We start from the raw sequence: 14,063 nt of genomic DNA, 5'->3' as shown, positions 1-14,063 counted from the left end.
ACACCGTGACGGACGGCGCCTGAGAGCGTCGAGGCTTTCGACGCTCTCGGGCGAGGTAGGCGGTCTCACGGCGTGAGGCGATAGACCGTTCCGTCGTAGGAGCTCGCGAGGAACGTGTTGGCTGCCGGGTCGTAGGCGAGCGTGGAGATTCCACTCGTCGTGGGCCGCAGCGTCGGGTACCAGCGGTCGTTGACAGCGTCATAGAGGGCGACCGCGCCACCGTAACTACCGGTCGCGATGATGCTGCCGTCGGCGTTGGCCGACACGCACTTGACCGAGTTCTTGTGCGGCGTGGGCACCACGCGGCTCTGCCCGTCCGGTTCCCAGATGCGCAGGGTCATGTCGCGGCTGACGCTGGCGAACCGGTCACCACCGAGGCTGACACAGCCGTTGACGATGCGGTCGTGAGCCATGCGCAAGGTGCGAACCTCGGTCATAGAGGCCAGATCCCACCAGGTCACGCTGTAGTCGGCGCACACCGCGAAGAGCAGGTTCTCGCCGGCCGCGACCCCCTTGATCGCGTTCTGCAACAAGGGCAGGTCCTGAACGTGCTCGGCGCGGTCACCCTCGACCCGAAACAGCAGGCCCTCGCCGGTGTAGGCGCCGACCACCGCGTAGCGGCCGTCGGCGCGGTCGAAGGCCGTGCCGCAGTTGAGCGGCGAGCGATGCTGGTGCAAGACCCTGCCGGTCAGCGCGTCGAAGACTCTTCCGAGCTGGCCGCCGGTCAGGACGAGGTCTTCGACGGGAGTGAGGAAGTTGCAGAGGCTGCCCATCTGGGCGACCTCCTGGCGACCGCGCTCGCTGTCGATCCAGGTGATGCCGGCGTCACCGATGGCCAGCGCCTCGCCGGCGTCGCCGTAGGCAATCGCGGCGTTCACGCCGAAGGTCGGCGCTATCGGGGCCTCGTCCCACTTGCCGGTGGCGTAGTCGAAGGTCCGGTAACGGCTGCCGAACGTTCCGAACACCAGCGTCGTGCCGGCGCCGAAGGCGCAGGAGCGCGCCCAGACGTCCTCGGGGATCGAGGTGTCGCTCACCGCGACGATCTCATCGCCGGTGACGTTCCAGAGACGGGCCGTGCGGTCATAGCTCAGGCTCACCAACAGGCCCTGGGCGCTGCCGAGCACCAAACGTTTGACGCCGGCGTCGTGTGCCATCGTGACGGTGCGAGAGCCGTCCGGACGGACCGTGACGACCTCGCCGGCGTCGTTGCCGGCGTAGATGGTGCCGTCTGCGGAGAGCACGATCGTGTCGGTCTCCACCTGGTCCATGTCGATGTCGCTGAGCAGCGTGCCGTGAGCCACGCTCCAGCGCTTGATAGTCCCGTCATCGCTGGAGGAGATCAGCTCGGCGCCGTCGGCAGACCACTCCACGGAGATGACATCAGCGGTGTGGCCGGCAAGCGAGGCCACCACGTTGCCGCGGTAGTCGAATACCCGGACGAGATGGTCGCGACTGGCCGTGGCGATCAGCTCGCGGGTCGGATGGAACACCGACATCTCGACGTCGTCCTCGTGGGCGTCCATGACCGCGTGCAGGCGCAGGTCGGGCACGGACCACAACCGCGCGCTGTAATCACTGGAGGAGGAGACCAGCCAGCGTCCGTCCGGACTGAACGCGCACTGGTTGGCGAGATGGTCGTGCAGGACGCGGGCCAGCGGCACGCCGGTCTCGGCCTCCCACAGGATTACCTGGTTGTCGTAACCGGCCGTGGCGACGTAGCGGTCGCGCCAGCACGCGACGCCGCTGATGGGACTGCGGTGGGCGATTCCGAGCTTGCCTGTCATGTCGTCTCCTCGTTTATCTCGGTCGCCGACATGACCGACGGCATGACCATGTCGTGGTGGGCGTGGGCCACCTTGGCCTCGAGGTAGGTCCGGTTGGCGCCGCTGACGTACACGCCCGTCGCCTGCCGCTCGACGACCTCGATGCCCCGTTCCTGCAACTGTCGATGCTTCTGCGGGTTGTTGGTGAGCAGACGGCACTTGCGGACACCCAGGGCCAGCAGCATGGCCGCGGCCACCCCGAAATCCCGCTCGTCCTCTGCCCGGTTGAGCGCGCGGTTCGCCTCGTAGGTGTCGAGTCCCCGGTCTTGTAGGCGATAGGCGTCCAGCTTGTTGTACAAGCCGATTCCGCGGCCCTCTTGGCGCAGGTAGAGGACGATGCCACCCTCGGCGGCCATCAACGCCAGCGCCTCTCGCAGCTGGGGCCCGCAGTCGCAGCGCGCCGAACCGAAGACGTCCCCGGTCAGGCACTCCGAGTGGATGCGCACGAGCGGAGCATCCTGACCCATCCAGTCACCGAGCAGAACCGCGACGTGTTCGCCGTCGATGTCAGGACCGAAGGACGCGATTTCAGCCTGAGCCAGAGGGGTTTGGGTCAGTTCGACCACGGGCAGATGAGCCGGCAGCGGAACCCGGGTCAGCACGTTGAGGTCGGGCTTCGATAACTGTGTCAAGTTTTTGTCCGAAGGATGAGTTAATTCCCGATGAGGTGGCACACACGCATAGCCGCCTTGGCCGCAAATAACCATAATGCCGCGTTCGGAGGGCGTCAAGTTAAAACAATTCAGCCCATACACCGCCTATTAGGTGAGCTATCTCGCTAGCGGCGAGAGCAGTCACTCAAAGCGGAGGTCGTTCCGGCTGGCGGCCCGGCCAGCAGGCGAAGTCGTGATTTCCGTTGTGCTTAAAGGATGAATGAGAAAATAGCGACAAGAGTGAGCCACAAGGCAGTCACTCGACGGTCACGGCTCATGTCCAGGACGTTTGCATCCGAAATCCATCGACATGCTTCGGCCCCCGCAGGCAGCGTCGAGCGCGCATTCGCCATCGCCTCGAGGAACGATTGGCGCCTTCGTTAGCTAGGAGAGCCCGACTCGGGCTCGGTCTCCTCGTCCGGCTGCTCGGTCGGCTCGGCGTGTCCGGGATCGGCTGCCGGCTCGTCCTGATCGGCGCCGGGCTCGTCGGACTCGGCGGAGTCCTTGGGCTGGATCGCGACAACGGGTGGGGGCGCGTTGGTGAATTGGGGCGCCGACTCAGCCCAGTGGTCATCGGCGATGGCCAGCAGCTTGATGCCGCTGATGGCCACCTGTGACAGCGGCAGGTGCGAGGCCTCGACCGGGATATGCACCGCCTCGGAGTCCAGCGCCACTTTGACGATCCGGAACCCGGCCTGGCGCAGGGCGTCCTGCAGGCCGTCGGCGGTAATGCCGTTGAGGGTCCGGTAGGCCTCGATCATGTCGCTGGCCATCTGCTGCTCGCCGCTGGAGCGGACCGTGCGCAGGATCTGCTCGTGGCTGTGCCGGAACTGCGCGAAGCCCTCGGGGTACCAGTCGACGAGGTGGGTGCCGTGCGCGGAGTGGTAGAACGGCCACAACTGGATGAACAGCACGCCGTGCGGGCGCAGGATCCGGCGGATCTCACGCAGGATCGCGACCGGGTCGGCGATGTGCTCGAAGGCCGACCAGCTGATCACGTAGTCGAACTCGTCGTCCTCGGCGGGCAGCCGGGTGGTGTCGCTGACGCAGAAGTACAGGTTGTCGGGCAGCTTCTCCAGGCCGGCGTACGTCGCGGCCCGTTCCCGCAGCTCCTCGACGTCGTGGGACAGGATGTCGAAGCCCACCAGCCGGTCGGGCTTGGCGCGCACGGCGACGCCGAGGTCGATGATGCCGTCGCCGCAGCCGATGTCGGCGACCGACTTGCCTTCCAGTGAGATGCCGTCGCCGGCGAAGAAGTCCAGAACCTGCCCGGCCGCCTGCTCGAAGTGGGCGTTCCACCAGATCTCGGCGTTGGCCGACTTCGAGTAGTGGTCGTTGGCGGCTGTCGTGGGCGGCGCCTCGATAGACGTGGTCGAGGCTGCCGTGGTGGTCGCCGTCTCGGCCGCTGCCGGCCCCGGCGTCATCGCCGCCCGCTCGTGCGCGGACGGTGGCGGGGCTGTCGCCGTCTCGGCCGCGATCTCGGCGGCTGTCGGTTCTGGTGTCGTCGCTTCGGAGGCCGGGTGTTCGGGCATCGACTCGGTCGAGGTCGTGAGCTCTGACATGAACCGCTCTCTCCTAGCTGGCCAGGCGGGTTGAGGCGGCCCGCGCAGCGCAGTTTAACGCCGCCAGCGGCCGGGCCGGACCCGCGCCGCACCTGCCCGGCCGGCGGGCGCGGCAATGCCATACTGGCCTTCGTGGCGAGCCAGGCAGTTATCTCCGACGAGCGCAGTCCCCAAGCCCCCGCCACCGACCACCGGCGGTTGCTGGACCGGTTGGCGATCGTGCTGGCCGTGGTGCAGGCGGCGCTGCTGTACCGGTTCATGAGCGTCGGCAGCTGGTTCCTGGACGACTTCCAGAACCTCGAGCTCGCCCAGATGAACCCCCTGTCCCGGGAGTACCTGCAGCTGACCGTGTTCGGGCATCCGCAGCCGGGCAACCGGCTGGTCAACTGGCTGCTGATCCGCGCCTTTCCGATGAACTACCAGGTCGCGGCCGCTCTGGTCGCGGCCGGCATCGGCCTGACCGCCTTCACGGTGTACCGCATCCTGCGCAACCTCTACCCGCCCAGTCCGCTGCACCTGGTGTTCGCCTCGATGGCCGGCGCCACCGCGATGTGGCTGCCCACCGGCGAGTGGTGGGCCGGCGGCTCGGGGGTGACGACCTGCGCGTTGACCAGCGCGCTCAGCTGCGCGTCGCTGGTGCGGTGCTACCTCACCGCCCGAGGCCCGCGCCGGGCGCTCTGGGGGCTGCTGGCCGGTTTCTGGATGCTGCTCGGCCTGATGTTCTACGAGCGGACGCTGTTCGGCTGCCTGTTCGGCGCGCTGTTCCTGCCGGCCGCGGTGTGCCGCCGGGTCAGCCCGCGGGAGCTGCTGCGGGTGCTGCGCCGTGCCTGGGTCGGCTATCTGTCGCTGATCGTGGTGGCGGCCGGTTTCCTGGCGTATTACCTGACCGGCTCGTTCGTCCGCAAGCAACCCGGCTACACCACCGCCGAGGTGGTGGAGTACCTGTGGGTGGCCTGGAGCCGCGCGCTGGTGCCGGCCCTGTTCGGCGGGCCGATCCGGACCGAGCCGCTGGGGCCGGAGTCCACGGCCGGCACCCCGCTGTGGTGGCTGGTCACCACCCAGCTGGCGGTGCTGGCGATCACCGTCTGGGGGGTGCGCCGGCTGGGCTGGCGCGCGCTGCGCGGCTGGGTGATCCTGCTGCCGATCTTCCTGGTGGCGCAGTACTCGATCGCCACCGCCCGGCTGGCCGGGCACGGTCCGCGAATCGGAAACGAGTTCCGCTACATCTCTGACGTGGCGGTGCTGGCGGTGCTGGCGCTGGCGGTGGTGCTGATGCGTCCGGGCCCTGACCCCGATCAGCCCAACGTCGCCGCCGACGCCGAGCCCTCGCACGCGGTGACCGGCTGGCTCGGCGGCGCCTGGCGGGGCCTCAACCGCCGGCACCTGCTGATCACCGGGGTCTTCCTGCTGGTCACCTGGACGGTGTTTCTCACCTCGGCCGTGCCGATCTCGCGCCGCTGGTCCACCGCGCCGGGGCGCACCTACGTGCCCAACCTGCAGCAGGGCATCGAGGCCGCCGACGCCCGGGGGCCGTGGAGCCTCTACACCACGATGGTTCCCCACACGCTGTCACTGACGACCTATGGCCGCTACAGCACCTCGCCGTTCCTGGCCCGGTTGGTCAGCGGGCACGAGGTCAGCGTCGATGACCTGCGGCGGCCGATGTACGTGGTGGACCGGGCCGGGCATCTGGTGCCGGCCACGTTCCAGACCCGCAGCACGGTAGCGCTGGCCTGCAGCACCCGCAGCAAGCAACAGGTGTTCGCGCCGCTGAAGCCGGCGCTGGGCAAGGAGAACTGGACGATCAGGTTCCGCTACAAGGTGGCCGAACCGTCGATGCTGCGGTTCGCGGTGCACGACGGCACCCGCTACATCGAGGCGACCGGGTCCTTCCGCGGCTTTCCGGTGAGGGGCTCGGGGGAGCTGACCTTCATGCTGCGCGGCACCGCGATCAAGGTCCTGCGGTTGGATGCCCAGAATCCTGGGATCTGCCTGACCGACGTCCGGATCGGCCGCCCGGTGCCTGCCAGTTGACGCCGAACCGCCGATCGGATTCAGCAGACGGGAACGTGTAGCCTCGGGCCGGCCGGTACTGCGACAGGCACCGTTCGACAGTCAGCTTCCCACGCGCAGGGGAGCGTCTGGATACGCTAGTGGCATGACCGCAGCGCGTCTGACCGAAATACAACTGCATGCCTTCAAGTCGTACAAAGGCGAAAGGCTTCCCCTTGACGCTGTCACGGTTCTCACTGGCCGAAACAGTTCAGGTAAGTCAAATGCGTTAGATGCTATAGAGGTGTTGTCGCGGCTAGCCGGGGGCGAGGACCTCGCTGATGCATTAGATGGCAGAAGGCGAACGGGTGGACCGGTTCGAGGTGGGTCCGCAGGATGCGCCCCCCATGGGATGAACCGATTTCGCCTCGGGTGCTTGGTGGCCCAGGGGCAGGATGTGTATCGATTCAGCGTAACAGTACAAGTCCGACCAGAACTTCGGATCCTCCAAGAGTCGCTATGGGGTCCCGGGCCCGCGCTTGAGTCTGGATATATCGAGGATCGCCCACTGTTATGGTCCCGGCCCGTGAAGAAGGATTCGACGGGCTTGGTGGCCGAGGTGTTCAATGGTAAGCGCGGAAACAATCCAACTATGCAATTCCGAGATAGTCGACTGTTGGTAACACAATTACCCCTCCGATTTGTGGCTACCAGCCTAGCTGATGAAGCTGTGCTCAAAGGCGCTCAAGCCGTCATTGGGGCACTACGGGCAGTGTTCCACTTCGACCCGGTGCCTCATTTCATGCGCGATTACGTACCTGCTCGAAATGCAGAATTAACACGCAACGGAGACAATATATCCGCAGCAATAGCAAGGCTTCGTAGAGAAGACCCGGATACTTTTACGGAGCTAGAAGAATTGGTGCGGAATGTGGCAGATGATGGTATCAAGAGCGTCACTGTAACTTCATCAGACTTGGGTGATGTGATGCTGGCTCTTCGAGAAGGTACAAAGCGGGGAGACCTTACGCCAGCTCGGGAGATGAGCGACGGGTTATTGCGGTTCATGGCGATTGCTACAGCACTCTTAACATCCAACAAGGGTTTGGATATCGACTCGGGGTTAGTGCTAAATAAGTTACCAGTCACAGTGTTGATGGTTATCGAGGAATTAGAAAATGGCTTACACCCGTCTCAAGCCGGACGTGTGTTGGAGCTCATCCAGCAGACAAGTCAGGAATCGGGTACTAGCATGCTGGTGACGACTCATAGCCCGGCTCTATTGAATGCTATGACTGGCCAGTTGAACCGGAGCATTTTCGTGTGCTTCCGAGATCCAAAGTCTCGGGCAAGTAAAATCTCTCGGATAACTGATCTGCCGGGTTATGCCGGGACGATAGCATCCGGTCGAATCGGTGACCTCGTATCCCTGGGGCGTTTGACGGAACCTCAATCGCGAACTCCTGATGATGATGCCTTCGATCGACTGTTAGGAATTAGTTGAGGTGACGGTAAGTTTTATCGACACCTCGATACTTTGCAATCTTTTACCGGTGCCTGGTCGAGACCAAGGACGAGCAGAGGTGGTCGCAGAATTTGCCAATCGGCGCGCACGTGGTGAGACTTTCATCTTACCGGTGACAGCGATAATTGAAACAGGAAATTTTATCGCGCAAGTGCCCGACGGGAGAATGCGACGAGCGACCGCCCAAGTGTTTGCTGATCTGATCAGCTTAGTGGCCGAAGGCAAAGCTCCATGGACGATGCATCAATTCCTCTGGGAAGGCGATTATTTGCGCAGATTGGTCGCAGGATCGGGCACAGCCATGACGCTAGTCGAGCACGCAGTGAACGGTTTGGGTGGGGGAGACCTCTGCATCCTTGCTGAACGTGATCTGTACCGAGCTCGTTCAGGAATCACCGCAGTGACTATCTGGACAATTGATACCGTTTTGGCGGCACATAATTAAACGACGCATGCCCAGCCAAGCACAAGTGAGGTTCTCGCTAGCAGTCACCACCCACTTCAACTGACGGCCCAGTAGTTGGTGGCGCCGTGGGTCGATTCGACCCACTCCTGACCGCACAGGATCGACACGGCCCGGCCGGTGTTCGGGTCCTCGGTGCGCACCACGGTGGTGCACCGGCGGATGAACAGCTGGTCGGCCGGCCACTCGGTCAGCTGGCCGTTGAGTTCGAGCTTGCGGGTGTCACGCCGCACGCGGTAGGCGGCCAGGGGCAGGGCGTGGCCCATCGGGTGCATGCCCGGACGTGGCTGCCAGTGGCCGGCCGGGCAGTACCGGACCGCGCCGTAAGCGGGAAGAGCTGAGTTATGCATCAGGGACCTCGTAGGAGCTGCAAGCGATGGTGGTCGAACATGTGTTCGATAATAGGTGGCGGGGCGGCGGCTTTGGAAGAGCCATCTGCCCTGAGTGACTCGGCGGATCAACTGGCGGCGCACCGAGGGTGGGATGCGCGCGGTATCGATGCGCCGCCAGCCGCCGTCTTCACCCGGCCAGCCGCTTCATGACCGGACACGGGCGAAGCGGCTTCGGCTGGCGCAGGTGATGCATCCAGGGTCTGGGCCGGCGACCTGGCGCGGGGCCACCTGGGTGCCTGGCCGGGTCGGGTCCCCGATCAGGTCCACGTCCAGCCACCGCGCCGGCACCCGCGCGCCCGACAGCCAAGCGGCCAGCTCCGACAGCGCGGCGTTGACCGTCAGGCCGTTGAGGAACACCACCGACGGGCTCTTGCTGCCGGTGCCGTACCCGTGCTGGCGGTCCAGGCCCTGCTGGTGGGCCGGCTTGGCCCAGCGGGCGATCTCGGCCGCGTCCAGCTCGCCGAGGCAGCTCAGGCACGGACCGTCGGGCGTGGTGAAGATGACCCGGCCCCCCAGCGCGAACGGCTCGACCGTGTCATCGACCCCGGTCGCGATGTCGATGTAGGGCGTCCGGGTGCGGGCGGCGATCACGTTGAGCCGGTTGCGCGGGCCGTCGTCGTCCACGCAGCCGATGATCAGATCGACGTCGTCGAGTTCGGGATGCTCCCCGGCGACGGTGACCCCGCCGGCGACCGACACCTCGATCAGCGGGTTGATGGCGCGCATCCGCGTGCGGGTCGCCTGGGTCTTGCGGTGGCCGATGTCGGCGTAGCCGGCGGTGACCATCCGGTTGAGATTGCTGATCTCCACCAGGTCGTCGTCCATGACCAGGACGTGGCGAAAGCCCAGGTAGGCCAGCGACTGGGCCACGTGCGAGCCGGTGCCGCCGGCGCCCACCACAGCCACCCGCAGGGCGCTGATCGCGGCCTGGGCCCGGGTGCCGAGCAGCGGCAGCTGCCGGGCCAGCCGCTCCTCGGCGGCGGGCGCGGCGTTGAGCACGCGCAACTGGTCGCCGAGGACGGTCACCGTGCTGAACTGGCCGCGTTCGACGCCGCCGTCCAGGCCCAGGCGCCACCACTCGGCGTGGACCGCGCCGTCGGCCCAGACCGCCGCCGCGTAGGGCACGCCGTCGAGCAGGTCCAGGCAGTAGCTGACCGTCGGGGCGAGGGTGTCCTCATCGGTGTGGGAGAAGCCCGGCGGCCCGTGCCGGTGGTTGTGGAACTCCACGATGCCGCAACCGGTGGCCAGGGCATGGTTGTGGACCCGGTCCACGGCAGGGTCGGACAGGTACCAGCCGTCGATGCCGCGGGTGGTGTCGGCGTCGGAGATCAGCGTGATCCCGACGACCTCGAGCACCGGGCCGGCGCCGGAGTCGCTGAGCATGCGGGTGTAGGCGAAGGCGAATCGCTCACCGTTGGCCGCGGCCAGGTGCTGCTCGAGGCGGTCCCACTGGTGCGGGTCGGTGAACTTCAGTGTGCTCACGTGTCAGCTCGCTTCATCGAATCGGGTGAGCGCCCCGGTGAGGTACTCGGTCAAATTGCTGCCCGCCGCCGGGTCGGCCTTGGGCCGCCAGTCGGCGGGATTGACGTGGTAGGACAGCTGCAGCCACGGCCTGCCCGCGTGGGTCTGGACGCCCTGGCTGTTGCCCGGCACGCCGCCGTCGACCAGTGTCAGGTCCGGCCGCGCGCAGATGTTCTCCGGCTGACCGGCGGGGTAGTTGGCCGGGACGGCGAACAGCACCTCGGTGCGCTGATGGGACCAGCCGGGCGGCAGCGAGTAGTCGGCGACGGTGACGACGAGGGCTTCGACGTCGAGCGAGGCGGTGGGAAACGCCTGGCGCAGGTATGGGCTCTCCAGCGCCAGGCGCCGCCGCAGGTCGGCCGGAATCGACATGACCTCAGCCCCGCTTGAACCGGGGGCGGCGCTTGAAGTGGGCCCCGGCGGAGAGGTTGACCGTCTCGGCCGCGGTGATGGTGACCCGGGACCCGTCGCTCAGGATGTGGATCAGCCCCTGCTGCGGGTCAAGGCCGGCCGCGAACATGATCTGGGCGCCGGTGATCACGGGCTGGTCGTACTCGTAAATGGTTCCGTCGACGTCGTAGACGTACACGGCGTGCAGGCGATGCGGGTTGCCGTTAGGCCGTCCCAGGTCCGTCACGTCGGCGTCGGAAATCGAACGGGTCATGGTCGTCCTCCTCGTGGTGGCCCCGATCAGGGGCTCTCACTGGAAGGTCGAGCGGACACGCCGTTCTGCAACCGGCGTGTCTAAAAGATTTTTCAGCGCGTCGTGGTATGGGCGTACGTCAGCGACACGACGTCGGGCGCGGTCGCCTGCAGCCGACGGGCCAGGCCCTCTTCGTAGGTGGTGACCAGGATCTGGCCGATCGCGCCGGTCTGCGCGGCGCGCACCAGGGTCTGGGCGACCGCAGCCCGCCGGGCCGGGTCCAGGTGCTCAAGGGGCTCGTCGAACCAGATCGTCGTGGCGCGGGTCGCCGACGCGGCCAGTAGCAGGCGGGTCACCAGCAGGGCGGTGGCGCGTTCGGCGCCGCTGAGGTCCTCCAGCAGCAGGTCGACGCCGCCGTCGCTGAACGTCAACTGCCCGTGGGTGCCGAATCGCAGTCCCTCGGCGCCGAACAGCAGCTTCCACCGGTGGCTGATCTCGGTCGCCAGCGGGTTGATGCGCTCGGTCAGGTAGCGGTCGGCCAGCGCCGTCATGCTGTTCTGGCTCACTTGAAGAACCAGGTCCTCACGCGAGGCCGCGGCGAGCGAGGCCTGATCGGCGGCAGCGGCGTCCAGGTCGGTGAGCCGCTGCCGGGCGGCCAGCAGCCGGGCGGTGATCGCGCCGTGCCGCTCGGCGAGCTCGCCGCCCCGGCGCCGGGCCTCGGCCAGTTCGACGGCGGCCGGAGGGCCGGGATCGGGCTCCTCGGGCTCCGCGGGCGGGCGCAGCTTGCTGAGGGCGGCGGTGAACCGGGAGATCGCGGTGAGGCGGGTGCGCAGTCGCCGGGCTTCCTCCCGGTGGCGCTGGATGTCGGCGTCCATGTCGCCGCCGACCCGGCCGTGGACGTCGAGGGCGGCCTCGCGCTCATGCTCGCTCAGCGGGCGCAGGCAGGTGGGGCACTGGCCCGAGGCGCCTGCCAGCAGCTGAGCGGCTGACGCCGACTGCGCGACCCGGACCTCTGCCGCCGAGGTCGCGGCAGCGTTGTCGGCCAGCGCGGCGGCCACCTCGTGCTGGCTCTCGTCGATGGCTGTCAGCAGGTCGCGCTCGCCCACCTCGATGGCGTCGGCCATCTGCTCGGCCAGCGCGGTGGCTTTGGCGTTGTAGGCGGCGGCGTCAACCCGGTACTGCTCCCAGCGGGCGGCCAGCCGCGCGGGGAGTTCGAGGGCGGCGATCTGCTCAGCCAGGCGTTGCCGCTGCGCCGACGTCGCCTCCAGTTCGGCTTCGAGGTCTGCCACGGCCTGCGTCGCGGCCGCGAAGGCCTCGTCGGTCGCCTCGACGTCAGCGCGCAACGACTTGATCTGAGCCGCCAGCGCCTGGCGGCGCTCGGCCAGCTGGTCGGCCGCGTTCAGCAGCGTCTGCACCCCGAACACCTGGGCCAGATGGTCACGCACCGGAAAGCCGGTGGCCCGGCCGGCCGAGGGCGGGCCGAACACGATCGCGTCGATCAGGCCGCGGTCAGCCGACCACGCCTTGGCCAGCATCCTCAGATAGCCGCGCTCGTCGACCGGGTGTCCGTCGACGGTCGCCGAGAACGCGGTGGCGCCATTGCGGCGAAGCGTCCTGCTGACCTGGACGTCGGGATGGCCGGGCAGGGCAAGGCCGAGCTGGACCGAGGCCGACTCGTGCCCGCTGCGGATCGCCCGGACCGCCGCGCGGCCGTCGGGGATGCCCAGCAGGCACCAGCGGACGGCCTCGACCAGGGAGGACTTGCCGACGCCGTTGGGCGCGACGAAGAACGTCACCGGGTGGGTCAGCCGCAGGTCCAGGTCCTCATAGGCCCGCCAGTGCCGCACGCCGATCTGGCCGATCACGACGCCACTGCCTCGGCCAGCGCCGACAGCCGGCTGATCAGGGCGGAACCGCTGAGGCGGCCCGCCTGCACGTCGGCCACCACATCGCCGATGCTCGAGGGGTCCACGGCCCGCAACGCGGCGACGGCCTCTCGCTTGTGCTGCAGCCGGGGCCTGGATCGCCGCGCGTGGGCAAGCGTCGCGGCGGCGACCGCGACGGCGTCTGCCCGCACGTCGCCGAGGTCGATCAGGTCGGTGAACGCCGCGACGCGCTCCCACCGGGGCAGGCGGGCCTCGAAGTGGCGCCCGAGGGTGACCTCAAGCAGGTCGGCGGCGGTGTGGACCCCCGGTTCCAGCCACCCCCGGACCGGGTCGACAGAGGCGTTGGCATCCGCCGCGGTCAGCAGGACGGCTTCTCCGGCGTCGGGGGTGCTCAGGCAGACCGCCGAGATGTCGGGATGTCGCCGCAGGAACGCCGCGATATCGGCCGCGTCGCCGGTCAGCGCCCGCGGCGGCGCGGTGAACACCGCGACGCTGTCACCCAGGGCGCTGCACTGGGCCACCGCCGACAACCCCGCCGACTGCCACTCTCGCCAGGCGGGGGCGAAGTCCACCACGACCTGCCGGTCAAAGCGCAGCTCCAGGTGACGCAGCGCCGACCGGACCGGATCGCCGGCCGGATCGTCGCTGGCAACCGCATCGGCGACCGCATCGGCGACCGCATCGCCGGCCCCGATCGGGTCGGGCCGGGCGCCGGTGACGGGCGCGGGTGTCAGGTAGTCGGCCTCCGGACGCGCCAGGCCCAGCCGGATCGCCACCGGGTCGTTCTCCAGCGGCGGCAGCGCCGGCGCCCGGTCGGCCAGCGCGGCCACGATCGCGAACTGCTCGCGGACCCGGCGTCGCCGGTCGGAGGACAGGCCCGACAGGTCGGGCTCGGGGCCGCGTCCGCGCAGGAACAGCAGGTAGCTGTCGACCAGGTCGCTGGACACGTCGTCGAAATCAGCTGCGTCGGCTTCCACGGCTGGCCTCCTTTCCGGCTGACAGGGTGCGCAGGCGTTTGACGCATCGCCGCAGCGAGTCCAATGCCCGCGAACGCTGCCGGCTCACCGCTTGATGCGACGTGCCCGCCTTCAGCGCCCAGTCAGACAGCGTCATCGCGCCCATGACCGTCGCCTGGACCACCGCACGCTGATCGCTGGTGAGTGACTTCATGCACTCGGCCGCCCGCTGGTGCAACGCCTCTTCCTCGGCGGCGGCCAGGATCTCCTGCCGGTCAGGCGCGGTGCCCGCGACGTCAAGGGCGTCAAGACGGGAGATGCGCTGGCGCTCCCGCAGAATCCTGCGGCCCTCGTCGATGCCACGCCGGTAGGCGATCGTCTTCGCCAGGCCGACCGGCGACGTCATCGCCGCGGGATCTCCGCGCAGCAGCTCGGTGAAGGCCCGGTAGACGACATCTTGGACGCGGTGCTCGTCGGGCGGCTTGGCGATGACCCGCTGGATGCCGCGGCGAGCGGTCTGATGCATGCCTTCGCGCAACGAGTCATACAGGCCGCGGACGTCGCCGTAGCCTGTCTGCCACCGCTCCACGAGCTCGGTGAGCTCGCTCGCATCGTCATCCATCACAAGTAGGTCGTCCGAAGCTGGC

At 67.8% G+C, this 14,063-nt stretch carries 13 protein-coding genes; 3 read left to right on the top strand and 10 right to left on the bottom strand.

Annotation, left to right across the window (positions count from 1 at the left end; translation table 11 throughout):
- Positions 1-65: 65 nt before the first annotated feature.
- From VGB75_12460 to VGB75_12450, 3 genes are all read right to left on the bottom strand, one after another.
- Positions 66-1,784, bottom strand: coding sequence for a WD40 repeat domain-containing protein (locus VGB75_12460; GenBank protein ID HEY0167844.1), 1,719 nt, complete (start codon positions 1,782-1,784; stop codon positions 66-68).
- Positions 1,781-2,389, bottom strand: coding sequence for a GTP cyclohydrolase II (ribA, locus tag VGB75_12455; protein ID HEY0167843.1), 609 nt, complete (start codon positions 2,387-2,389; stop codon positions 1,781-1,783). The genes VGB75_12460 and ribA overlap by 4 nt, the downstream gene beginning before the upstream one ends.
- A 467-nt stretch (positions 2,390-2,856) precedes the next feature.
- The gene (locus tag VGB75_12450; GenBank protein HEY0167842.1) at positions 2,857-4,038 is read right to left on the bottom strand and encodes a class I SAM-dependent methyltransferase; all 1,182 of its coding nucleotides are present in this window, start codon (positions 4,036-4,038) and stop codon (positions 2,857-2,859) included.
- A 132-nt stretch (positions 4,039-4,170) separates the two neighbouring features.
- On the opposite strand from VGB75_12450, the gene VGB75_12445 reads away from it, so the two are divergent.
- The 3 genes from VGB75_12445 to VGB75_12435 all read left to right on the top strand — a co-directional run bounded on the left by VGB75_12445 (position 4,171) and on the right by VGB75_12435 (position 8,000).
- The gene (locus VGB75_12445; GenBank protein HEY0167841.1) at positions 4,171-6,072 is read left to right on the top strand and encodes a hypothetical protein; all 1,902 of its coding nucleotides are present in this window, start codon (positions 4,171-4,173) and stop codon (positions 6,070-6,072) included.
- Positions 6,073-6,196: 124 nt separating this feature from the next.
- Complete coding sequence (locus VGB75_12440; GenBank protein ID HEY0167840.1) at positions 6,197-7,534, top strand: ATP-binding protein; 1,338 nt, start codon at positions 6,197-6,199, stop codon at positions 7,532-7,534.
- Position 7,535: 1 nt separating this feature from the next.
- Positions 7,536-8,000 (top strand): hypothetical protein, encoded by a 465-nt coding sequence (locus VGB75_12435; protein ID HEY0167839.1) that lies wholly within the window; start codon positions 7,536-7,538, stop codon positions 7,998-8,000.
- A 56-nt stretch (positions 8,001-8,056) separates the two neighbouring features.
- Here the strand turns inward: VGB75_12435 and VGB75_12430 are convergent, their stop codons facing one another.
- From VGB75_12430 to VGB75_12400, 7 genes are all read right to left on the bottom strand, one after another.
- Positions 8,057-8,368 (bottom strand): hypothetical protein, encoded by a 312-nt coding sequence (locus VGB75_12430; GenBank protein HEY0167838.1) that lies wholly within the window; start codon positions 8,366-8,368, stop codon positions 8,057-8,059.
- A 186-nt stretch (positions 8,369-8,554) separates the two neighbouring features.
- Positions 8,555-9,892, bottom strand: a complete 1,338-nt coding sequence (locus VGB75_12425; GenBank protein HEY0167837.1) for a ThiF family adenylyltransferase — start codon at positions 9,890-9,892, stop codon at positions 8,555-8,557.
- A 3-nt stretch (positions 9,893-9,895) separates the two neighbouring features.
- Positions 9,896-10,303: an E2/UBC family protein gene (locus VGB75_12420; protein HEY0167836.1), complete on the bottom strand. Its 408-nt coding sequence runs from the start codon at positions 10,301-10,303 to the stop codon at positions 9,896-9,898.
- A 4-nt stretch (positions 10,304-10,307) separates the two neighbouring features.
- Positions 10,308-10,595, bottom strand: a complete 288-nt coding sequence (locus VGB75_12415; protein HEY0167835.1) for a multiubiquitin domain-containing protein — start codon at positions 10,593-10,595, stop codon at positions 10,308-10,310.
- Between the two features lie 92 nt (positions 10,596-10,687).
- On the bottom strand, positions 10,688-12,439 hold the full coding sequence (locus tag VGB75_12410) for an AAA family ATPase (GenBank protein ID HEY0167834.1): 1,752 nt from the start codon (positions 12,437-12,439) through the stop codon (positions 10,688-10,690).
- Positions 12,436-13,437, bottom strand: coding sequence for a hypothetical protein (locus VGB75_12405; protein ID HEY0167833.1), 1,002 nt, complete (start codon positions 13,435-13,437; stop codon positions 12,436-12,438). The genes VGB75_12410 and VGB75_12405 overlap by 4 nt, the downstream gene beginning before the upstream one ends.
- The gene (locus VGB75_12400) at positions 13,418-14,038 is read right to left on the bottom strand and encodes a hypothetical protein (GenBank protein ID HEY0167832.1); all 621 of its coding nucleotides are present in this window, start codon (positions 14,036-14,038) and stop codon (positions 13,418-13,420) included. The genes VGB75_12405 and VGB75_12400 overlap by 20 nt, the downstream gene beginning before the upstream one ends.
- Positions 14,039-14,063: the final 25 nt, after the last annotated feature.

This window comes from Jatrophihabitans sp. (assembly GCA_036399055.1).
Lineage (GTDB): Bacteria > Actinomycetota > Actinomycetes > Mycobacteriales > Jatrophihabitantaceae > Jatrophihabitans_A.
This window is presented reverse-complemented; position numbering and strand designations above follow the sequence as displayed.

Bases quoted from the DNA above. Each gene is read 5' to 3' on its own strand.
- VGB75_12415 (HEY0167835.1), bottom strand. From the start codon at position 10,595: ATGACCCGTTCGATTTCCGACGCCGACGTGACGGACCTGGGACGGCCT.
- VGB75_12450 (HEY0167842.1), bottom strand. From the start codon at position 4,038: ATGTCAGAGCTCACGACCTCGACCGAGTCGATGCCCGAACACCCGGCC.
- VGB75_12460 (HEY0167844.1), bottom strand. From the start codon at position 1,784: ATGACAGGCAAGCTCGGAATCGCCCACCGCAGTCCCATCAGCGGCGTC.
- VGB75_12430 (HEY0167838.1), bottom strand. From the start codon at position 8,368: ATGCATAACTCAGCTCTTCCCGCTTACGGCGCGGTCCGGTACTGCCCG.
- VGB75_12440 (HEY0167840.1), top strand. From the start codon at position 6,197: ATGACCGCAGCGCGTCTGACCGAAATACAACTGCATGCCTTCAAGTCG.
- VGB75_12420 (HEY0167836.1), bottom strand. From the start codon at position 10,303: ATGTCGATTCCGGCCGACCTGCGGCGGCGCCTGGCGCTGGAGAGCCCA.
- VGB75_12400 (HEY0167832.1), bottom strand. From the start codon at position 14,038: ATGGATGACGATGCGAGCGAGCTCACCGAGCTCGTGGAGCGGTGGCAG.